17 protein-coding genes are annotated in these 18,552 nt (G+C 70.5%); 10 read left to right on the top strand and 7 right to left on the bottom strand.

All coding sequences use genetic code 11. From position 1 onward, the window contains the following. Positions 1-2: 2 nt before the first annotated feature. The 4 genes from OB08_RS06215 to OB08_RS06230 form a co-directional block, all read right to left on the bottom strand. Positions 3-1,082: an ABC transporter permease gene (locus tag OB08_RS06215; protein WP_461473203.1), complete on the bottom strand. Its 1,080-nt coding sequence runs from the start codon at positions 1,080-1,082 to the stop codon at positions 3-5. Then, entirely contained in the window at positions 1,079-1,888 is an 810-nt protein-coding gene (locus tag OB08_RS06220) for an ABC transporter ATP-binding protein (protein WP_461473205.1), read from the bottom strand. Before OB08_RS06220 ends, OB08_RS06215 begins: the two co-directional genes overlap by 4 nt. Then, positions 1,885-2,709: an ABC transporter ATP-binding protein gene (locus OB08_RS06225; protein WP_461473207.1), complete on the bottom strand. Its 825-nt coding sequence runs from the start codon at positions 2,707-2,709 to the stop codon at positions 1,885-1,887. The genes OB08_RS06220 and OB08_RS06225 overlap by 4 nt, the downstream gene beginning before the upstream one ends. A gap of 85 nt (positions 2,710-2,794) precedes the next feature. Continuing rightward, complete coding sequence (locus tag OB08_RS06230; RefSeq protein WP_461473209.1) at positions 2,795-4,450, bottom strand: ABC transporter substrate-binding protein; 1,656 nt, start codon at positions 4,448-4,450, stop codon at positions 2,795-2,797. Between the two features lie 180 nt (positions 4,451-4,630). Here OB08_RS06230 and OB08_RS06235 point away from each other — a divergent pair, with 180 nt between their 5' ends. Next, positions 4,631-5,263: a TetR/AcrR family transcriptional regulator gene (locus tag OB08_RS06235; protein WP_461473211.1), complete on the top strand. Its 633-nt coding sequence runs from the start codon at positions 4,631-4,633 to the stop codon at positions 5,261-5,263. 15 nt (positions 5,264-5,278) lie between these two features. Here OB08_RS06235 and serC read toward each other — a convergent pair whose 3' ends face one another. Continuing rightward, positions 5,279-6,391, bottom strand: coding sequence for a phosphoserine transaminase (gene serC / locus OB08_RS06240; protein ID WP_461473213.1), 1,113 nt, complete (start codon positions 6,389-6,391; stop codon positions 5,279-5,281). Positions 6,392-6,515: 124 nt separating this feature from the next. Between serC and OB08_RS06245 the strand changes: the two genes are divergently transcribed. The 8 genes from OB08_RS06245 to OB08_RS06280 all read left to right on the top strand — a co-directional run bounded on the left by OB08_RS06245 (position 6,516) and on the right by OB08_RS06280 (position 16,670). Then, positions 6,516-7,217, top strand: coding sequence for a metal-dependent transcriptional regulator (locus OB08_RS06245; protein WP_461473215.1), 702 nt, complete (start codon positions 6,516-6,518; stop codon positions 7,215-7,217). A 232-nt stretch (positions 7,218-7,449) separates the two neighbouring features. Next, positions 7,450-8,352 (top strand): M23 family metallopeptidase, encoded by a 903-nt coding sequence (locus OB08_RS06250; RefSeq protein WP_461473217.1) that lies wholly within the window; start codon positions 7,450-7,452, stop codon positions 8,350-8,352. A 359-nt stretch (positions 8,353-8,711) separates the two neighbouring features. After that, positions 8,712-9,209 carry an HNH endonuclease gene (locus tag OB08_RS06255; protein ID WP_461473219.1) on the top strand — a complete coding sequence of 166 codons (498 nt, stop codon included), beginning with the start codon at positions 8,712-8,714 and terminating at the stop codon, positions 9,207-9,209. Between the two features lie 104 nt (positions 9,210-9,313). Next, on the top strand, positions 9,314-10,093 hold the full coding sequence (locus OB08_RS06260) for a hypothetical protein (protein ID WP_461473221.1): 780 nt from the start codon (positions 9,314-9,316) through the stop codon (positions 10,091-10,093). A 1-nt stretch (position 10,094) separates the two neighbouring features. Next, positions 10,095-11,741, top strand: a complete 1,647-nt coding sequence (locus OB08_RS06265; RefSeq protein WP_461473223.1) for a DNA polymerase Y family protein — start codon at positions 10,095-10,097, stop codon at positions 11,739-11,741. Positions 11,742-11,777: 36 nt separating this feature from the next. Further along, positions 11,778-15,176: an error-prone DNA polymerase gene (locus tag OB08_RS06270; RefSeq protein ID WP_461473225.1), complete on the top strand. Its 3,399-nt coding sequence runs from the start codon at positions 11,778-11,780 to the stop codon at positions 15,174-15,176. Between the two features lie 52 nt (positions 15,177-15,228). Next, positions 15,229-15,795, top strand: a complete 567-nt coding sequence (locus OB08_RS06275; RefSeq protein WP_461473227.1) for an RNA polymerase sigma factor — start codon at positions 15,229-15,231, stop codon at positions 15,793-15,795. Continuing rightward, complete coding sequence (locus tag OB08_RS06280) at positions 15,792-16,670, top strand: hypothetical protein (RefSeq protein WP_461473229.1); 879 nt, start codon at positions 15,792-15,794, stop codon at positions 16,668-16,670. Before OB08_RS06275 ends, OB08_RS06280 begins: the two co-directional genes overlap by 4 nt. 54 nt (positions 16,671-16,724) lie before the next feature. On the opposite strand, the gene OB08_RS06285 is transcribed toward OB08_RS06280, so the two are convergent. Next, complete coding sequence (locus OB08_RS06285) at positions 16,725-17,111, bottom strand: DUF3806 domain-containing protein (RefSeq protein ID WP_461473231.1); 387 nt, start codon at positions 17,109-17,111, stop codon at positions 16,725-16,727. Positions 17,112-17,348: 237 nt separating this feature from the next. On the opposite strand from OB08_RS06285, the gene OB08_RS06290 reads away from it, so the two are divergent. Continuing rightward, positions 17,349-17,726: a glucose-6-phosphate dehydrogenase gene (locus OB08_RS06290; RefSeq protein ID WP_461473233.1), complete on the top strand. Its 378-nt coding sequence runs from the start codon at positions 17,349-17,351 to the stop codon at positions 17,724-17,726. Between the two features lie 146 nt (positions 17,727-17,872). Here the strand turns inward: OB08_RS06290 and OB08_RS06295 are convergent, their stop codons facing one another. Beyond that, positions 17,873-18,466, bottom strand: a complete 594-nt coding sequence (locus tag OB08_RS06295) for a fasciclin domain-containing protein (protein ID WP_461473235.1) — start codon at positions 18,464-18,466, stop codon at positions 17,873-17,875. Positions 18,467-18,552: the final 86 nt, after the last annotated feature.

The following is an 18,552-nucleotide window of genomic DNA, read 5'->3' on the forward strand; positions in this document are numbered from 1 at the left end:
GCTCAGGCCTCCGTCTGGCGCGTGCGCGGGTCGAGGAATGCGTAGGCGACGTCGGCGAGGAGGTTCGCCAGGAGCACCGAGATCGTGAGCACGAGGAACACTCCCTGCATGAGGGCGTAGTCCTTCGCGTTCGTGGCGTCGAGCAGCAGCTTGCCGACGCCGGGGTAGCTGAAGACCACCTCCATCACGATCGTGCCGCCGACGATGAAGCCGAGGGCGAGCGCGAAGCTCTGGATCTGGGGGAGCACGGCGTTCCGGGCGGCATAGCGCCAGAGCACCCGGTTGTTCGGCATGCCCTTCGCCTGTGCGACCATGACGTAGTCCTCGTCGAGCACCGTCAGCATCATGTTGCGCATGCCCAGCATCCATCCGCCGAGCGAGGCGATGATGATGGTCACCGCGGGGAGGAAGCCGTGGTGCACGACGTCACCGACGAACTCCCACGACCACTCCGGCTGGACGCCGACGCCGTAGGCCTTGCCGATGGGGAACCAGCCGAGCGAGACCGAGAACACCGAGATGGCGACGAGGCCCAGCCAGAAGTAGGGGATCGTGCCGAGGAACGTCGTGATCGGGATGAGCGCGTCGAGGCGGCTGCCGCGGCGCCAGCCGACGATCGCGCCGCCGATGGTGCCGATCGCGAACGCGATGAGCGTGGCGAAGCCGACCAGGCCGACGGTCCAGATGAGCGACTGACCGACGACCTCGGTCACGGGGCGCATGCCGTGCAGGAGCGAGATCCCCATGTCGCCGCGCAGCAGCAGTCCCCAGTAGTCGAGGTACTGCTGCCACAGCGACCTGTCGGTGTCGAGCCCGAGCAGCGCGCGCAGCGCCTCCGCCGCCTCGGGGGTGACGTTGCGGTTGCGCGCGAGGTACGCCGTCACCGCGTCGCCCTTCATGAGCCGCGGCAGGAAGAAGTTGATGGTGATCGCGGCCCACAGCGTGAACAGGTAGAACAGCACGCGGTTGCCGAGGAAGCGCCAGGGGATGCGTGCGCGGGCCTTGACGGCGCCGGTCGCGGTCGTGCCCGCCTCGACGGCGTCGAAGTCCGGGGCGGGGAGCTGGGGGGCGACGGCGCTCACTTGCCACCTCCGAGGATGCCGGCTGCGTGCGCGAAGTACGTGTCGGGATCGGGGGATGCCGCGCGCAGCTCTTGGGTGTACGGGTTCTGGGGGCGCAGGATGACGTCGTCGGCGGGACCGTGCTCCACGACGCGTCCCTGGTTGAGCACGATGATCTCGTCGCTGAAGTGGCGGGCGGTCGCGAGGTCGTGCGTGATGTAGAGCACGCCCAGCCCCTCTTCGCGCTGCAGGTCGGCGAGCAGGTTGAGCACGCCGAGTCGGATCGAGACGTCGAGCATCGAGACGGGCTCGTCTGCGACGAGCAGTTTCGGACGGGATGCCAGTGCCCGGGCGATCGCGACACGCTGACGCTGCCCGCCCGAGAGCTCGTGGGGCCGGCGCTCGATCACGGCGTCGGCGTCGAGTCGGACGCGGCCGAGCAGGCGGCGCACCTCGTCGTCGAGCTGCTCCTTCGGCACGACGCCGTCGAGCTGGAGGGGCCGCTGGATCGCGTAGCGGATCGAGTGGTACGGATTGAGCGACGCGAACGGATCCTGGAAGACCATCCGCAGCTGCTGGCGATAGGCCCGCAGGCCCTTGCCCCGGCGCGGGATCGGCTCGCCGTCGAGGCGGACCTCGCCGCTCGTGGGGGTCTCCAGCTGGGTGAGGATCTTCGCGATGGTCGACTTGCCGCTGCCGGACTGGCCGACCAGGCCGATGGTCTGGCCCGAGCGGAGCGTGAAGCTCACATCGTCGAGGGCCTTGATCTGGCCGGCGCCGCGCACGGAGTACACCTTGGTGACGGCGTCGAACTCGAGGACGGTCATCGGTGGACCACCCCCCTCTCTCCGGTGAGTCGCGGGAACGAGGCGAGGAGCGTCCGCGTGTAGTCGGTCTGCGGATCGGTCCAGATCCGCTCGGCGGTGTCGAGCTCGATGATCTCGCCGTCGCGCATGATGGCGATGCGATCGCTGATCTCGAGCAGCAGCGGCAGGTCGTGGGTGATGAAGATCACCGAGAATCCGAACTCGTGGCGCAGGTGCGAGATCTGCCGGAGGATCTCGCGCTGCACGAGCACGTCCAGCGCAGTGGTCGGCTCGTCCATCACCATGAGCTGGGGCCGCAGCGCGAGCGCCATGGCGATCATGACGCGCTGGCGCATGCCGCCCGAGAGCTCGTGCGGATACGAGCGGTGGCGCTGCGCGCCGACCTTGACGATCTCGAGCAGCTCGACGACCGCCGCGCGGCGTTCGCGGCGCGAGAGGTCGGGCCGGTGCACCTCGAAGACGTCCTCGAGCTGCGACCCGATGGTGGCGACCGGGTTGAGCGAGTTCATCGCGCCCTGGAAGACCATGGAGATCTTGTCCCAGCGGAAGCGGCGCATCTCCTCGGGCTCGAGGCCGTTGACGTCGATGTCCTGACCGCTCGCATCGTGGAAGAGGACGGAGCCGCTCGTGATGACGGCCGGCGGTTTGAGCAGGCGCTGGATGCCGTAGGCGAGCGTCGTCTTGCCGCACCCGCTCTCGCCGGCGAGTCCGAGGATCTCGCCGCGCTGAAGTTCGAGGGTGACGTTCTTGACGGCCCGGACCGGGGGATCGACGTCGTAGACGATCGAGAAGTCGTGGACGGAGAGCAGCGGATCTCTCATCGGTGCTGGTTCGCTTTCGTGAGGGCTGACGGGCGTGACGAGCAGGCGGGACGGATGCCGCGGCATCCGTCCCGCCTGCCGTTCGTCATTCGGCGGGCTGCAGCTTCGTCAGGATCTGCACGATCGCGGGCTGAGTCGGGTCGGCGGACGCGTACTGGTCCTCCTCCGACGGCCAGCCGACATAGTTGCGCGTGTTGAACTCGCCGAGCAGCGGGTGCGCGCCGAGCGGGATCGCCGGCACGTTCTCGACGAACGCGGTCTGCATGACCTCGAGCGCGGCCTGGCGGTCGGCGTCCGACGCCGCGTTGGCGTACGTGTTCAGCGCCTCGGTGACGGCGGGGTCGTCGAAGCGGCCGAAGTTGAACTGCGCCTTGTCGTCGACGATCCACTTCGGGTCCATCGTCGAGGTGTACAGGCCGTACGCGTTGCCGGTGTCCTCGAGCCAGTGGATGATCGCCTGGAAGGTGCCCTCCTGACGTGCGGCGTCCCAGCCGCCCCAGTCCGGCTGGTCGACCTTGACCTCGATGCCGAGGCCCTTCTTGAGCTCTTCCGCGATGAGCGCCTGCTCGGTGTTCCAGTCGCTCCAGCCCGCGGGGACGGAGATCGAGAAGGTGACGGGCTCGCCGTCGGGGTCGATCAGCGCCTCGCCCTCCCACGTGTAGCCGGCGTCGGTGAGCACCTCGCGGGCCTTGTCGACGTCGACGGAGTAGTTCTGGTCGGCGTATTCGGGCAGGATCTCGCCCGAGAGCAGGTCGCCGAGGCCGGTGACGCTCCAGACCGCCTCGCTCGCTCCTTCACGGGCGATGTCGACGTAGGCCTGGCGGTCGATCGTCCACGCGAGGGCCTGGCGGAGGGCCGGGTCGTTGAAGGGCTTCTCCTGCAGGTTCATGAACAGGGTGCCCGCGCCCGCGGTGGGCGACACGAGGAACTGGTTATCGGGGTCGGCCGACAGGTAGCTCTCCTCGATCTGCGGGATGAAGGCCTGCGCCCAGTCCGCCTCGCCCGTCGCGAGCGCGGTGGTGAGCGCCGCGTTGTCGCCGTACGAGACGTAGTGGAGCTCGGGCACGGTCAGCTCGCCGCCCCAGTAGTCGGGGTTCGCGGTGAGCGTGACGGACTCGGTCGTCCACGAGTCGAGCACGTACGGACCGGTGCCGACCGCCTGGCCTTCGCCGGTGACCGGGTCGGTGTTCGGGTCTTCGATGTCCTTCCAGATGTGCTCGGGCACGATCTGGAAATGCAGCACGCGGGCCTGCTGCGTGTACTTCGAGCTGTTGAAGTCGATCGTGACGGTGTCGCCGTCGACGCTCACGCTCTTGAGGTCGAGCGCGTTGGTGTCGTTGAGCTTGCCCTCGAGCACCTGGTTGAACGAGAACGCGATGTCGTCGGCGGTGAAGTCCTCGCCGTCGCTCCACTGCACGCCGCTGCGCGCCTTCGCGGTGAGCTGCGTGTAGTCGTCGTTCCACTCCACGGACTCGGCGAGCCACGGCGTGGTGCCGAGGTCGCCGGTCGGGTTGACCAGGGCGAGCGACTCGAAGATCACCTTGCCGTAGGAGTACTTCGATGCCGACGAGTCGGCGAGGTAGGGGTTGTTCGACTCGGTGGTGATCGCGCCGTCGGGCTTGGCGATGGTGAGAGCCGCGCCGGGCTCCGCATCGCCGGAGTCGTTGCCGCCGGCTGCGCAGCCGGTCAGCACGATCGCCGTGGCGATGCCGACGGCGACAAGGGAAGACCTGAGCCTCATTGCTTCTCCTTCTTACGGGGACGCCGGTGTCCTCGGAGGGAACGACGACGACGTCGCGGGGGTGATTGCGGGAATAACTTACAAGCAAGTAAGTAACCTTTGCAAGCGCGTCGTGAACGGCGGTGTCGGGCGCGTGCGTAGACTCTTGATCCGCCGGATGAGTCGAGGGGGCGGAAGCCAGTGACCGAGCAGCGCAGACAGCCGCGTTCGCGACCCGAGACTCTCGCGCGCCGACGCGACATCCTCGACGCGGCGACCGACATCTTCGGCGCCAAGGGCTTCACCGGCGGAACGCTGCAGGAGATCGCCGACCAGGTCGGCATGACCCACGCAGGCATCCTGCATCATTTCGGCTCGAAGGACGCCCTTCTCCTCGAGGTGCTGCGGCATCGTGATGAGACCGATGTCGCCGACCTCGAGGAGCAGCACATCCCGGACGGGATGGACCTCTTCCGCCACCTCGTGCGCACCGCCTTCGCCAACGCCGAGCGGCCCGGCATCGTGCAGGCCTACGCCGTGCTGTCGGCCGAGTCCGTCACGAGCGACCACCCCGGCCGCGACTTCTTCCAGAAGCGCTACGACACGCTGCGGGGCGAGGTCGCCCACGCCTTCGCCGTGGTGTGCGCCGAGCGCGGCATCGACGAGCCCGAGACGGTGGCATATGCCTCGACGAGCATCCTCGCCGTCATGGACGGTCTGCAGGTGCAGTGGCTGCTCGATCCGACGGCCCTCGACCTCGGGCGCGCGTCCGAGTTCGCCATCGAGGCGATCGTCTCGTCGGTGCTCGAGAAGGCGCCCTCGCCGCTCGTCTGAGCGGCGAGGCGGAGGTCAGAGGCGCTCGAGGGTGTAGTCGATGCTCCTGATCAGCTGACGCACGTCGTCCGGGTCGATCGAGACGAACGTCGCGATGCGCAGCTGGTTGCGACCGAGCTTGCGGTACGGCTCGGTGTCGACAATCCCGTTCGCGCGCAGGCTCTTGGCGACCGCGGCCGCATCGACGGTGTCGTCGAAGTCGATCGTGACGACGACGGGGGAGCGGTCGGCCGGGTCGGCGACGAAGGGTGTGGCGACGGCGGATGCCTCGGCCCAGTCGTACAGCGCCTGCGACGACTCGCGCGTGCGGGCGTCGGCCCACTGGAGACCGCCGTTGTCGCGGATCCAGTCGAGCTGCTTGTCGAGCAGGAAGAGCGTGGTGAGCGCGGGGGTATTGAGCGTCTGGTTGAGGCGCGAGTTGTCGAGCGCGTTCTTCAGGCTCAGGAACTCGGGGATGTAGCGGCCGGACGCGGCGATCCGCTCGATGCGCTCGATCGCGGCGGGGGACACGAGCGCGAACCACAGGCCGCCGTCCGAGCCCAGGTTCTTCTGCGGCGCGAAGTAGTAGACGTCGGCCTCGTGGATCGAGAAGTCGATGCCGCCCGCGGCGCTCGTCGCGTCGATGACCGTGAGTGCGCCCTCGTCGGCGTTCACGCGCCGCACGGGGGCGGCGACGCCGGTGGACGTCTCGTTGTGCGGCCACGCGTAGACGTCGACGCCCTCGACGGCCTCGGCCGTGGTGCGCGTGCCGGCCGGCACCTCGCGGACGTCGGGCGCTTCGAGCCACGGGGCCTTGGCGGCGGCGGCGAACTTGCCGCCGAACTCGCCGAACACGAGGTTCTGGCTGCGCTTCTCGATGAGACCGAAGGCCGCGGCATCCCAGAACGCGGTCGAGCCGCCGTTGCCGAGGATCACCTCGTAGCCGGTCGGCAGCCGGAAGAGGTCACCGAGGCCGGCGCGCACCTGGCCGACGAGGTCCTTCACCGGCGCCTGTCGGTGCGACGTGCCCAGCAGTGCCGAGCCCGGGCCCGCGAGGGCCTCGAGGTGTGCGGAGCGGACCTTCGCCGGGCCGCAGCCGAAGCGTCCGTCGGCGGGCAGGATCTCACGGGGCAGCTCGACGTGGGGCATGGGTCGATTGTAGGTCGGCCCCTCGCGCGGCCGTCGCCGCATGACGGGCCGTGACGGCGCCGCGTGTCCAGCCGCCAAGATAGGCTGTCCTAACCGGCTTTCCCCGATTCGAGGACCTCGCGACATGACCGATCTCATCGACACCACCGAGATGTACCTGCGCACGATCCTCGAGCTCGAGGAGGAGAACATCGTTCCCCTGCGCGCGCGCATCTCGGAGCGTCTCGGGCACTCGGGTCCCACGGTGTCGCAGACGATCGGGCGCATGGAGCGCGACGGGCTGGTCGTGGTCTCCGAAGACCGGAGCCTCGAGCTCACCGACGCCGGCCGCCAGAAGGCCGTCGACGTGATGCGCAAGCACCGTCTCGCCGAGCGTCTCCTGTCCGACGTGATCGGCCTCGACTGGGCGTACGTCCACGAAGAGGCATGCCGGTGGGAGCACGTGATGAGCGAGCAGGTGGAGCGCCGCCTCGTCGAGCTGCTCGGCCACCCGACCGAGTCGCCGTACGGCAACCCCATCCCGGGTCTCGCCCAGCTGGGCGACGTGCCGGCCAACGAGTTCGAGCAGGGCGTCGTGGGTCTCGTGCGCCGTCTGAACGAGGCCGGCGAGCCGATCTCGGGCACCGTGCGCCGCCTCGCCGAGCCCGCGCAGGTCGACCCCGAGCTGCTGCAGCAGCTCAAGGGCGCGGGCGTCCTGCCCGGCGCATCCGGCGATTACCGGTACAACGAGGGCTACGTCCTGGTGCAGATGCACGGCAGCGACGAGGGCCTCGAACTGCCCGTCGAGGTCGCCTCGCACATCTTCCTCGTCGACGAGCGCCGCTGACTCCTCCACAGCCTGCTTCACCACACGCGCAGGGAACTGCCAGGCGATGAGCGTGACAGATTCGTTACCTTCGGGTAGCCTCGAAAAGTCCACCAGGCGAGAAGCCCGCCGATCGGACCCCGCGTAGATTGCCTCCCTGGCTCGTCGTCCACGCGGTGAAGCCTGCATATCGTGCCCCGACACCGAATGCCGACGAGCCAGCGCCACCGGCGCAGAGGCGCCGGAGGACAGTTTGGCTGAACAGAACGATTCGCTCGCGAACGAGCCCGAGACCGCCGCGACGAGTCTGACCCGACGCACCCGTGCGCGCCGTCAGGTCGGACGCCGTCCCCGGGCCGCCGCGACCGTCGCCACCACCACCGCTTCGACCCGCCCCGCCGCGTCCACCGCTGCGAAGCGCCCGAACCCCGTCGTCAAGCCGCTGAAGAGCCTGGTCATCCTGAGCATGGTCGGCGGTCTCATCGCCACCATCGCGCTTCCCGCCTTCGGCGCGAACCTTCCCACGGCCGAGGCCAAGACGATCCAGCAGATGGCCGTCGATGACGCGCAGTCCCTGGTCGTCGCGTCGGATGCGGCATCCACCGATCTTGCTCGCGACAGCTACTCGGCGACCACGTCCGAAGAGATCGAGAAGAAGAAGGCCGCCGCGGCCGCCGCAGAGCGGGCTCGCCTCGCAGCCAGCGTCGCCTCGTCGCAGACGCGCTTCTCGGTAGACCTCAGCATGGTCGCGCCCGGTTCCGGCGCGGTGCGCTGGCCGCTCGCGAACTACCGGCTCGGCGAGGGCTTCGGCACGCGCGGCGGCGCCCACATGGGCGTCGACATGCTCGCGAACGCGGGTGAGCCGATCTACGCGGCCGCCGCGGGCGTCGTCAAGGTCTCGCAGGAGAGCTACGGCGGCTACGGCGTCGCGGTCACGATCGACCACGTCATCAACGGCCAGCGCGTCGGCACCCTCTACGGGCACATGACCTACGGCAGCCGCCAGGTGGTCCCCGGCCAGACAGTCCAGGCCGGCCAGATCATCGGCCTCGTGGGCAGCACGGGTCGCTCGACCGCGAACCACCTGCACTTCGAGACGTACATCAACGGCTCGAACGTCGACCCGTACGCGTGGCTGCAGGCCAACGCGGGCTGACCCGTCGAACGCAGTCTCCTCGATCCCCCCGGCGCCAGTCGCCGGGGGGATCGTTCGTTCGCCGACACGCCACGGGGCGTTCACCGTTCGCTGCGACCCTCGCCGCCTGTGGGTGCGTTAGCCTGAACCCGACGCTGAGAGAAGCGGAGGGAGCCGATGGGCATCACACCACGCATCCGAACCACGGATGCGCTCGGACGCCTCGTCCTTCGGCATTGCACGAGCGGATGCCACGGTCAGACCGTGGCGCCATGGCGCTGTCTATAAGACAGCGCCTTTTTTTGTTGCCCCTGCGCCCCTCGATCGTCACGAGAAGTCGAATACCGAGAAGCCGTCCCGGCCATTCGAGAGGATGATCAATGCGCACTCTGGTGCTGAACGCGGGCTATGAGCCGCTCGCCGTCGTGTCGTTCAAGCGGGCTCTCGTGCTCGTGATGAACGAGAAGGCCACCGTCATCGAGCACACCGACGGTGATCCGGTCTGGGGGACGCGACGAGCGTACGACCGCCCTGCCGTGATCATCCTCACGAGATACGTCCGGGTCCCGGGCGGTCGCCGTGTGCCGGTCACGCGACGCGGGGTGCTGCGCCGTGACGCCCACCGGTGCGCGTACTGCGGCTCGTCGGCCTCGACGATCGACCACGTGCTGCCGCGGTCGCGCGGGGGCGGGGACTCGTGGGAGAACCTCGTCGCCTGCTGCCTGAAGTGCAACAACATCAAGGGCGACCGCACTCCGCAGGAGATGCACTGGGAGCTTCGGTTCACGCCGCATCCCCCGCGGGGCGGGCAGTGGACGGTGCGCGGCACCGAGCGCACTGATCCGCGGTGGGAGCCGTATCTGGCGCTCGCCGCCTGAGCCCCGGCGCCGCCGAGCCGCCTCGATGAGGCGGATGTCCGTGGTGCGAGTTATCTTCGATTCCTGCAATTGAAGTAATAGAACATCTGTTCTATTCTGTGGGAATGAGGGCGACCGTGCAGCTCACGGCGGTGCACGCGCAAGAGCCGGCCCGAACCGGGCCGCAGAGCGAGGTGGCCCGCCTGCGGGCTCAGCTCGAGCGGGTGCAGGGGCGAAAGCTCGACACCCCGGTGCTGCCCGTTCATCCCGCTCTCGCATCGCTGCTTCCCGGTGGGGGTCTGCGGCCCGGGTCGGCGTATTCGCTGCCGCGCTCGACGTCGTTGCTGCTGGCGCTGCTGTCGCAGCCGTCGCAGTCCGGGTCGTGGTGCGGGGTCGTGGGCATGCCCCGGCTCGGAGCGGAGGCGGCCGAGGGTCTGGGGGTCGATCTCTCGCGCCTGGTGCTCATCCCCGACCCCGGTGCCCGGTGGCTCGCGGTGACGGCGACCATCGCCGAGGTGCTGCCCGTCGTCGCCGTGCGTCCGGCCGGTCGCGCTGCCGACGGCGAGATCGCCCGCCTCGCGGCGCGGTTGCGCGACCGCGGCGCCGTGCTGCTGGTGCAGGGGCCGTGGCCGCAGGCCGAGGCGGTGCTCGAGGTCGCCGACCCGGCCTGGTCGGGGGTCGGCAGAGGCCACGGCTATCTCGCCGCGCGAGAAGTGACGCTCACGTCCTCGAGCAGGCGGTGGCCGCGTTCGCGTCGGTCTCGGGTGATGCTTCCGGATGCCTCGGGGCACGTGTCGGCCGCACCCGAGACGGTGCGGGGCGTCGAGTCGCTCCGGGCGGGCACGGTCGGCGGGTCACAGGGTGACGAGCGCTTCGTCCCGCTCGAAGCGAGGGCGGTGGGCTGACATGACGGTGGAATCTCCCGTCCGGAGCCTGGTGCTGTGGTTCCCCGACTGGCCGGTCACCGCGCTGACCCGCGACGGCGGCGGGCTGGTCGGCGGCGTCCCGCTCGACCCCGCGCGGCCGGTGGCGGTCCTCGAGCACAACCTGGTGGCGGCCTGCTCGACCTCCGCCCGTGCCGAGGGGGTGCGCCGCGGGCAGCGCCGGCGCGACGCACAGGCACGCTGCCCCGGGCTGGTCGTGGTGCCGGCCGATGCGGCACGTGATCACCGCGCGTTCGCCCCTGTCGTCGCCCGCATCGAGGAGCGGGCGCCCGGCGTGCAGCTGGTGCGGCCCGGGCTGTGCGCGCTGCGCGCGAAGGGTCCTGCCCGTTACTACGGGGGAGAGATCGAGGCGGCGCGCGTGCTGCTCGACGCGCTCCGCGACCTCGGGCTCGCAGACGTCCGGGCGGGGATCGCCGACGGTCCGTTCACCGCCGAGCAGGCGGCCAAGGTGGGGGCGAGCGCCGCCGACCCGGTGTTCTCGGTGCTGGCGGGCGCGGCTCCGGGCTTCCTCGCGCCGCTGTCGGTCGGGGTGCTCGACGCCTCGTCGCTGGGGGCGGGGGCACCGGCATCCGGCTCCGCCGACCTCGTGGGCCTTCTCGCCCGGCTCGGCGTGCAGACGCTCGGCGAGTTCGCGGCGATGCCTCCCGAGCGCGTGCGCGAGCGGTTCGGAGAGCGGGGAGTCCGTCTGCACGCGCTTTCGGGCGGCCTCGATTCGCGCCCGGTCGAGCCGAGCACGCCGCCTCCCGAGCTCCATCGTGAGATCGCGTTCGAGCCGCCGCTCGAGATCGCCGACCAGGTCGCGTTCGGCATGCGCGTCACCGCCGACGACTTCATCGCCGGGCTCGGTGCGATCGACCTCGTGTGCACCGAGCTGCGGGTCGAGCTCGTCGGCGATCGCGGTGAGCGCAGCGAGCGGGTGTGGCTGCACCCGGGGTCGTTCGACGCCGCCGCGGTGGTCGACCGGGTGCGGTGGCAGCTGGCCGAAGATGTCGGCAAGCCCGGCGAAGGCGGGCTCGAAGGCGGGCTGCTGCGCAGCGGGGTCGCCGTGGTGCGCATCTCTCCCGAGGCGGTCGACGCGGCGTCCCATCACGCGCCGGCGATCTTCGGCGGCGGGCCGGAGGAGCGCGTGCACCATGCCCTGTCGCGCGTGCAGGCGATGCTCGGGCACCGGGGCGTGCTCACTCCCGAGATCGGGGGCGGGAGGTGGCTCGTCGAGCGGCAGGTCCTCGTGCCGTGGGGCGACCGGCACGCCACCGGCAGAGACGGTCTCGCCGCCCAGCGTGCGCGGCCGTGGCCGGGCAGCCTTCCCGATCCGCTGCCGACGACGGTGTTCGCCGAGCCGGTGCCGGTCGACGTGCGGGCGCTCGGCGGCGAGACCATCGACGTCGACGACCGGGGCATCGTCTCGGCCGTGCCCGCCGTGCTCGTCGAGAGCGGCCGGCGCCGGGTGATCGAGGCGTGGGCAGGACCGTGGCCGGTCGTGGAGCGGACGTGGGATCCGGTGCGCGCCCGCCGGGCGCATCGCTTCCAGGTGGTCGACGCCGACGGCGCCGCGTGGCTGCTGGTATGCGACGGCGACGTCTGGACGGCGGAGGCGGCCTATGACTGACGTGCGTCCGGGCGCTCCGCGCGGGGGAGGCGCCTGATGGGCTTCGACAACCCCTCCGTCCCGTGGTCCGAGATCGAGCGGGTGCTGAGCGACCGCCGCCGGCCGACCGGGCGTCCGGCGGGCGCCGACGGCGGCGACAGCCCGGCGTGGTCGCACAAGCGCGGGCCGTACGTCGCCCCGGGCATCGAGCGGCCGGCCGAGTCGATCCCGTACGCCGAGCTGCACGCGCACTCGTCGTTCTCGTTCCTCGACGGGGCGTCCTCTCCCGAAGAGCTCGCCGAAGAGGCCGAGCGCCTGGGACTGCACGCCCTGGCGATCACCGATCACGACGGCTTCTACGGCATCGTGCGCTTCGCCGAGGCGGCCGAGTCGCTCGAGCTCAAGACCGTGTTCGGGGCCGAGCTCTCGCTCGAGCTGCCCAAGCCGCAGAACGGCGAGCCCGATCCCACCGGCGCTCATCTGCTCGTGCTCGCGCGCGGCGAAGAGGGTTACCACCGGCTCGCCGGTGCCATCACGCACGCCCAGCTGCAGGGGGCCGAGAAGGGGCGGCCTGCCTACGACCTCGACGAACTGGCGGCGCAGGCGTCGGGGGAGTGGGGGGTGCTCACGGGCTGCCGCAAGGGGGCGGTGCGCCGCGCGCTGGCCGACGAGGGGGCGGATGCCGCGGCCCGCGAGCTCGATCTTCTGGTGAGCCTCTTCGGGCGCGACGCCGTGCACGTCGAGCTCATCGATCACGGCAACCCGCTCGACACCCGCGACAACGACGTGCTCGCGGGTCTCGCCCGCGAGCGGGGCCTGCCGCTGCTCGCGACCAACAACGTGCACTACGCCGTGCCGAAGCGGCAGCTCCTCGCTGCGGCGGTCGCCGCGGTGCGCGCAAACCGCGGACTCGACGAGCTCGACGGCTGGCTGCCGTCGCACGCGGGGGCGCACCTGCGCTCGGGCGCCGAGATGGCCGAGCGCTTCGTCCGGCATCCCGACGCCGTCGCCCGCACGGTGACGCTCGCCGACGAGCTGGCCTTTCCGCTGCGCCGCGCCAAGCCGGCGCTGCCCCAGCAGGAGGTGCCTGACGGGCACACCCCGATGTCGTGGCTGCGGCATCTGGTGTGGCAGGCGGTGCCGCGCAAGTATCCCGGCCTGCGCGAGAAAGACCGGGAGCGCATCGACAAAGAGCTCGGGGTCATCGAGATGAAGGACTTCCCGGGGTACTTCCTGATCGTGCACGGCATCGTGCAGGAGGCGCGGCGGCGCGGCATCCTGTGTCAGGGCCGCGGCTCTGCCGCGAACAGCGCCATCTGCTACCTGCTCGACATCACGGCCGTCGACGCGATCGCGTACGACCTCCCCTTCGAGCGCTTCCTGTCGAGCCTGCGCGAGGAAGAGCCCGACATCGACGTCGACTTCGACTCGGACCGCCGCGAAGAGATCATCCAGTGGGTCTACGGGAAGTACGGCCGTGATCGGGCGGCGCAGGTCGCGAACGTCATCCAGTACCGGCCGAAGAACGCGGTGCGCGACATGGCGAAGGCGCTGGGGCACTCGCCGGGTCAGCAGGATGCCTGGTCCAAGCAGGTCGAAGGATGGGGTGCGCACCTCGAGACGGGGCCGGGGCACGACATCCCGAACCGCGTGCTCGAGTTCGCGGGCGAGCTGCTGAAGGCTCCGCGGCACCTCGGCATCCATTCGGGCGGCATGGTGCTCACCGACCGGCCTGTCGGCGAGGTGGTGCCGATCGAGCACGCCCGCATGGAGAACCGCACGGTGATCCAGTGGGACAAAGACGATGCGGCCTGGATGGGGCTGGTCAAATTCGACCTGCTGGGGCTCGGGATGCTGGCCGCCCTGCAGTACTGCTTCGACATGATCCGCGCCTCCACCGGCGAGGACTGGGAGCTGTCGACGCTGCCGAAAGAGGAGAAGGCCGTCTACGACATGCTGTGCCGGGCCGACTCGATCGGGGTGTTCCAGGTCGAGTCGCGCGCGCAGATGGGACTCCTGCCCCGCCTGCAGCCGCGGCGGTTCTACGACCTGGTGATCGAGATCGCGCTGATCCGGCCGGGGCCGATCCAGGGCGGTGCGGTGCATCCGTTCGTCAAGCGCAAGCTCGGCATGGAGAAGGTGACGTACGCGCACCCCAAGCTGAAGCCGGTGCTCGAGCGCACGCTCGGCATCCCGGTGTTCCAGGAGCAGCTGATGCAGATGGGCATGGCCGTCGGGGGGCTCACCGGCGAGGACGCCGACCTGCTGCGGCGCGCGATGGGCTCGAAGCGCGGGGTCGAGCGCATCGAGTCGCTGAAAGAGAAGCTGTACGCAGGCATGGCCGAGAACGGGCTGGTGGGCGACGACGCCGACGCGATCTACGCCAAGATCCAGGCGTTCGCCAACTTCGGGTTCGCCGAGTCGCACTCGCTGTCGTTCGGGCTGCTCGTCTACGCGAGCTCGTGGATCAAACTGCACTATCCGGCGGCGTTCCTCGCGGGGCTCCTGCGTGCCCAGCCGATGGGGTTCTACTCGCCGGCGTCGCTCGTCGCCGACGCGCGGCGCCACGGCGTGGAAGTGCGCCGGCCCGACCTGCACGTGTCCGGCGTCGAGGCCGTCCTCGAGCCGGTGGAGGGAGGCGGTGAAGGCCCCACCGGCCTCGACTCATGCGCCCACCGCATGCAGCCGCCGGTCGGGCTCTTCGACATCGACGCCCCCGACGAGTCCGCGGCCCACCGCCGAGACGGCCGGTTCTCTGTGCGGCTGGGCCTCGCGGGCGTCAAGGGCATCGGTGCGAAGGTCGCCGAGCGCATCGTCGCCGCGCGCGAGGCGGAGGGTCCGTTCCGCGACCTGCGCGACCTCGTGCGCCGCACCAGCGTGACGGCGGTGCAGCTCGAGGCGCTCGCGACAGCGGGGGCGTTCGAGGGAATGGGGCTCACCCGCCGCGAGGCGATCTGGCTGGCGGGCTCGGCCGCACTCGACCGGCCGGAGTTCCTGCCCGACTCGCTCGTCGCGGTGCAGCCGCCGCTGTTCGCCGACCCGACGAGCTACGAGCGGCTCGCCGCCGACCTGTGGGCGACGGGCGTCTCGACCGACGACCATCCGATGACCCATTACCGTTCGGGGCTCGACGCGCGCGGGGTCCTCACCTCGCGCGGGCTCCGCTCGCACGAGTCGGGCCGGCGCATCGAGGTCGCCGGGCTGGTCACGCACCGGCAGCGGCCGGCCACGGCATCCGGTGTCACGTTCATCAACCTCGAAGACGAGCACGGCCTCGTCAACGTGATCTGCTCGGTGGGCGTCTGGAACCGCTACCGGCGGGTGGTGCGCGACGCGCCCGCGCTGATCGTGCGCGGTGTGCTGGAGCGCTCGGTCGAGGGCGTCACGAACTTGCTCGCCGACAGGTTCGAAGACCTGCGGGTGGGCGTTCATCACCAGTCACGGGACTTCCGATGAGGTTCGCCGCGTCGGGATGTGACCCTCCGGGCGTCAGCGGACACTATGAAGTGTGACGGATGACTCGGACGACGCCGTGTGGCAGAGGGTGGTGTCCGGCGACGCCCGCGCGTACGGCATGATTTGGGATCGGCACCGCGACCGCGTGTTCCGCCACCTGATCGTGCGCGGCAACGGAGCCGCCGACGCCGAAGACCTGACCGCCGTTGTCTTCCTCGAGCTCTGGCGCAGGCGCGGCGCCGTACGCTTCGTCGACGGATCGCTGCTGCCGTGGCTCATCGTCACCGCGCAGAACGTGCTCCGCAACGCCGACCGGTCGCAGCGCCGGCACCGCCGGTTCCTCGCGGCGCTGCCCGCGCCGGCCGACGTGCCCGATCACGCCGAGCGCATCGCCGACGAGAACGACGAGCGCGTGGTGCGGCTGCGCGCCGCCATCGCCGCCGCACGGCCGGCCGACGCGCGGCTGCTGGCGATGACGGCTCTCGAGGGGTTCACCGTGCGGGACGCGGCATCCGCTCTCGGCATTTCGGAGTCGGCCGCCAAGATGCGCCTCTCGCGGCTGCGCGCCGACCTCAGGACGTCGATCGATCCGCAGCCCGTGATGGAAGGAGGCTCATGAGTCAGTTCAGTCCCGAACGTTCCGACGCGATCCGCGCCGGGCTCATCGACGGCGTCGCAGCCACCGTGCCGCGCCGCCGCCGAACCGTATGGGCCGCGGGGCTCGTGCTCGCGGGCGTGCTCGCCGGGGCAGGGGCATCGGCCGGGGCCTTTGCGGCAACCGGGCTGCTCTCGCCCGTGGCGGCACCCGCGTTCCCCGAAGGCCGGCCGACGCCGGCGGTGCCGGATGCCGTCGTCGCGCCGGAGGGAGTGATTCCCGGCGCTCCCATCACGACCCTCTTCGACGAACCGACCATCACGCTGCCATTCGATTCGGAGACGGAGGTGTCGCTGGCCGATCGTCCCGTCGGCGCCACTCACGCCCGCGTCACGGTGTCTGCGCTCACAGCCGGTTCGGTCGTCTTCGGGATGGATCCGGGCGGGAACAACCCGTCTTCGTCGTGGACTCAGTCCGAGGTCACCGGCCCGGTCACCGCCTATACGTGGCTCGACTTCCCGCTGGATGAGTCAGTGGACACGCTCTACATCCAGCCCCGCGGGCTGGAGGGGATCGTGACCGTGCAGTACGTGACCCAGATACCGACGCTGCTGAACGTGAACGAGAACGGCGAGTCGTATGGGGCGATGGGCACGGCGCAGGGCGAGCCCGACCTGGTCTCCGTGGTCGGCGAGGCGCCGGACGGGTCTTTCGTCGATGGCTATGTCCGCTCCGAAGACCTCAACGCGTTCAGCCCCGAGCACCCGGGGCAGCCGAAGAATCCGAAGCAGGCGCTTCAGTGGCAGGACGAGCGCAGCGCGATGTATCCGAACGGGTGGGACCTGCCGGTCTACGAGCCCGACGGCGTCACCCAGATCGGAGTCTTCCACGTCGGCTGAGGTCCACCGGTCGACCCGGCGATCCCGCCACCAGGCGACCCTGCGCGGCGGGTCTCAACCGGCCTTTGCCGCCCGGAGCTTCTGGATCGTCGCGACCGTCTCGGCGACGTACTTCGCCAGGCTGCCGCTCTCACCTGCCCGGCGCCGCGCGACGGCCTCGAACGGGAAGACCAGCGTCTTCTTGGCGTCGCCGTAGAGCCCGATGCGGGTGCCGCGCTTGTCGGTCACCGACACCCAGCGCAGGTCGAGGCGGTCGACCAGGATCTGCCCGAGGCCGGCGCCGACGAGGTTCACGACGAGCGTCCCTTCCGACACCCGGGCGCGCTCGAGGTAGGCGTCGAGCACGACGGGATCGAGGTCGATGTCGAGTCGCTCGAGAGTCGCGACGTGGCCCGCGAGCCAGTCGGCGTCCTCTTCCGAGAGGTCGGTGATCTCCTTCATCGCCCCTCCCTCCGAGCCGCTGCGATAGTTGAGGCACCGTACCTCGCGACGGTGAACTCCCCGCGAACGGCGGATGTCGGTCCGCCCCGTCTCGGCGTCCCCGGCGCTGCGGCGCCGGGCGTCGATGATGAGCGGATGCTTCGCCCCGAGGCATCCGCTCGTGCACTTCGTGTTCAGCCGCGGCGGGTACCCTCGTGGAGGTGCTCCTGGTCGAGGAGCCTGGGGAAGGGATCCAGCATGAAGATCGTCGCGTCGTCCGATTGGCGAGACGATCTCGCGTTCGAGACACCGACCCTGGTCGCCGACGTCTTCCCCGGCGAGGACACCCGCTGCTCGGTCTGCGGCGGCGACTCGCAGCCGCTGCCTCGCACCGAGCTGTGGGCGGTGAAGCACCGGCATCCGAAGCAGCACGGCGGATACGTGCGGTTCTACTGCCTCGCGCACCGCCCGGCACCGCAGAAGCCGGCGGCCGCTCCGGCTCCGGTGCGCGCCGACCGTCGCGCGGCCCCGCGCCGCAGCCCGGCCGTCGAGGAACGTCCCCGCGCGGTGTGCCCCAACTGCTGGGTCGAGGTTCCGTCGACGGGCGTCTGCGGCATGTGCGGCGCCACCGTCTGACCGACGCCCCCGCCGGCCGGCGCGACCAACCGAGGCGAGCTCCTCCCGTCGTGACGCCTGGCGACGTGGCCGCACCCACCCCCGTAAAGAGAGTCCGACCCCGCCGGAGAAGTGGCGGGGCCGGACGGCGTCCTGCATAGGGGAGGTCAGGACGCGGGGACGAGCACCCGGTCGATCGTGTGGATCACCCCGTTCGCCGCGGGGATGTTGATCTTCCACAGCACCAGCCTCGGGTCGGCCAGCGCGGGTGTCTCGTCACGCAGGGTGAAGGCGCGGGGCTTGACGATGCCGCCGTTGGCCATCGTGAGTGACTTCGCCGTGATCACCTTCAGCGGGCTGAGCTTTTGGCCCGCCACCACGTGGTAGAGCAGGATGTTCGCGATCTCGTCGGTCGTGAAGGCGTTCGTGATGGTGGTCAGCGCCTCGCTCTCGGAGGCCGGCGTCGCCCCCGTGAGGTCGCGCACCAGGCGCAGGAACGCGCGGTCGTTCGGTGCGAAGACGGTCCAGGTCGCCGTCTTGTCGGCGAGTGCGCCGTCGAGGCCGGTGGCGAGCACCGCCTGCACGAGGATGTCGTAGTCCCACGGGTTGCTGTCGGGAGTGCCCCCGCCCGATGCGGCGACGGCGATGTCGACGATCGAGCCGGTCGGCTTCGCTCCGCCGGTGGCGTGCGCGGGCGCGGCGGCGAAGGTGAGGGCGGCCGCGGCGGCGATGGCGACGACCGTGCGGATGTGTTTCTTCATCGTTCAGCTCCTTCGGTGATGACGGCGGCGCCGGAGGTGGCGCTACTGGTTGTTCCGCAGTGGCACGCCGTTCGGATGCACGCGCA

The sequence above is a fragment of the Microbacterium sp. HJ5 genome, assembly GCF_054824025.1.

Bases quoted from the DNA above. Each gene is read 5' to 3' on its own strand.
- OB08_RS06220 (WP_461473205.1), bottom strand. From the start codon at position 1,888: ATGACCGTCCTCGAGTTCGACGCCGTCACCAAGGTGTACTCCGTGCGC.
- OB08_RS06225 (WP_461473207.1), bottom strand. From the start codon at position 2,709: ATGAGAGATCCGCTGCTCTCCGTCCACGACTTCTCGATCGTCTACGAC.
- OB08_RS06230 (WP_461473209.1), bottom strand. From the start codon at position 4,450: ATGAGGCTCAGGTCTTCCCTTGTCGCCGTCGGCATCGCCACGGCGATC.
- serC (WP_461473213.1), bottom strand. From the start codon at position 6,391: ATGCCCCACGTCGAGCTGCCCCGTGAGATCCTGCCCGCCGACGGACGC.
- OB08_RS06245 (WP_461473215.1), top strand. From the start codon at position 6,516: ATGACCGATCTCATCGACACCACCGAGATGTACCTGCGCACGATCCTC.
- OB08_RS06255 (WP_461473219.1), top strand. From the start codon at position 8,712: ATGCGCACTCTGGTGCTGAACGCGGGCTATGAGCCGCTCGCCGTCGTG.
- OB08_RS06260 (WP_461473221.1), top strand. From the start codon at position 9,314: ATGAGGGCGACCGTGCAGCTCACGGCGGTGCACGCGCAAGAGCCGGCC.
- OB08_RS06265 (WP_461473223.1), top strand. From the start codon at position 10,095: ATGACGGTGGAATCTCCCGTCCGGAGCCTGGTGCTGTGGTTCCCCGAC.
- OB08_RS06270 (WP_461473225.1), top strand. From the start codon at position 11,778: ATGGGCTTCGACAACCCCTCCGTCCCGTGGTCCGAGATCGAGCGGGTG.
- OB08_RS06280 (WP_461473229.1), top strand. From the start codon at position 15,792: ATGAGTCAGTTCAGTCCCGAACGTTCCGACGCGATCCGCGCCGGGCTC.
- OB08_RS06285 (WP_461473231.1), bottom strand. From the start codon at position 17,111: ATGAAGGAGATCACCGACCTCTCGGAAGAGGACGCCGACTGGCTCGCG.
- OB08_RS06290 (WP_461473233.1), top strand. From the start codon at position 17,349: ATGAAGATCGTCGCGTCGTCCGATTGGCGAGACGATCTCGCGTTCGAG.
- OB08_RS06295 (WP_461473235.1), bottom strand. From the start codon at position 18,466: ATGAAGAAACACATCCGCACGGTCGTCGCCATCGCCGCCGCGGCCGCC.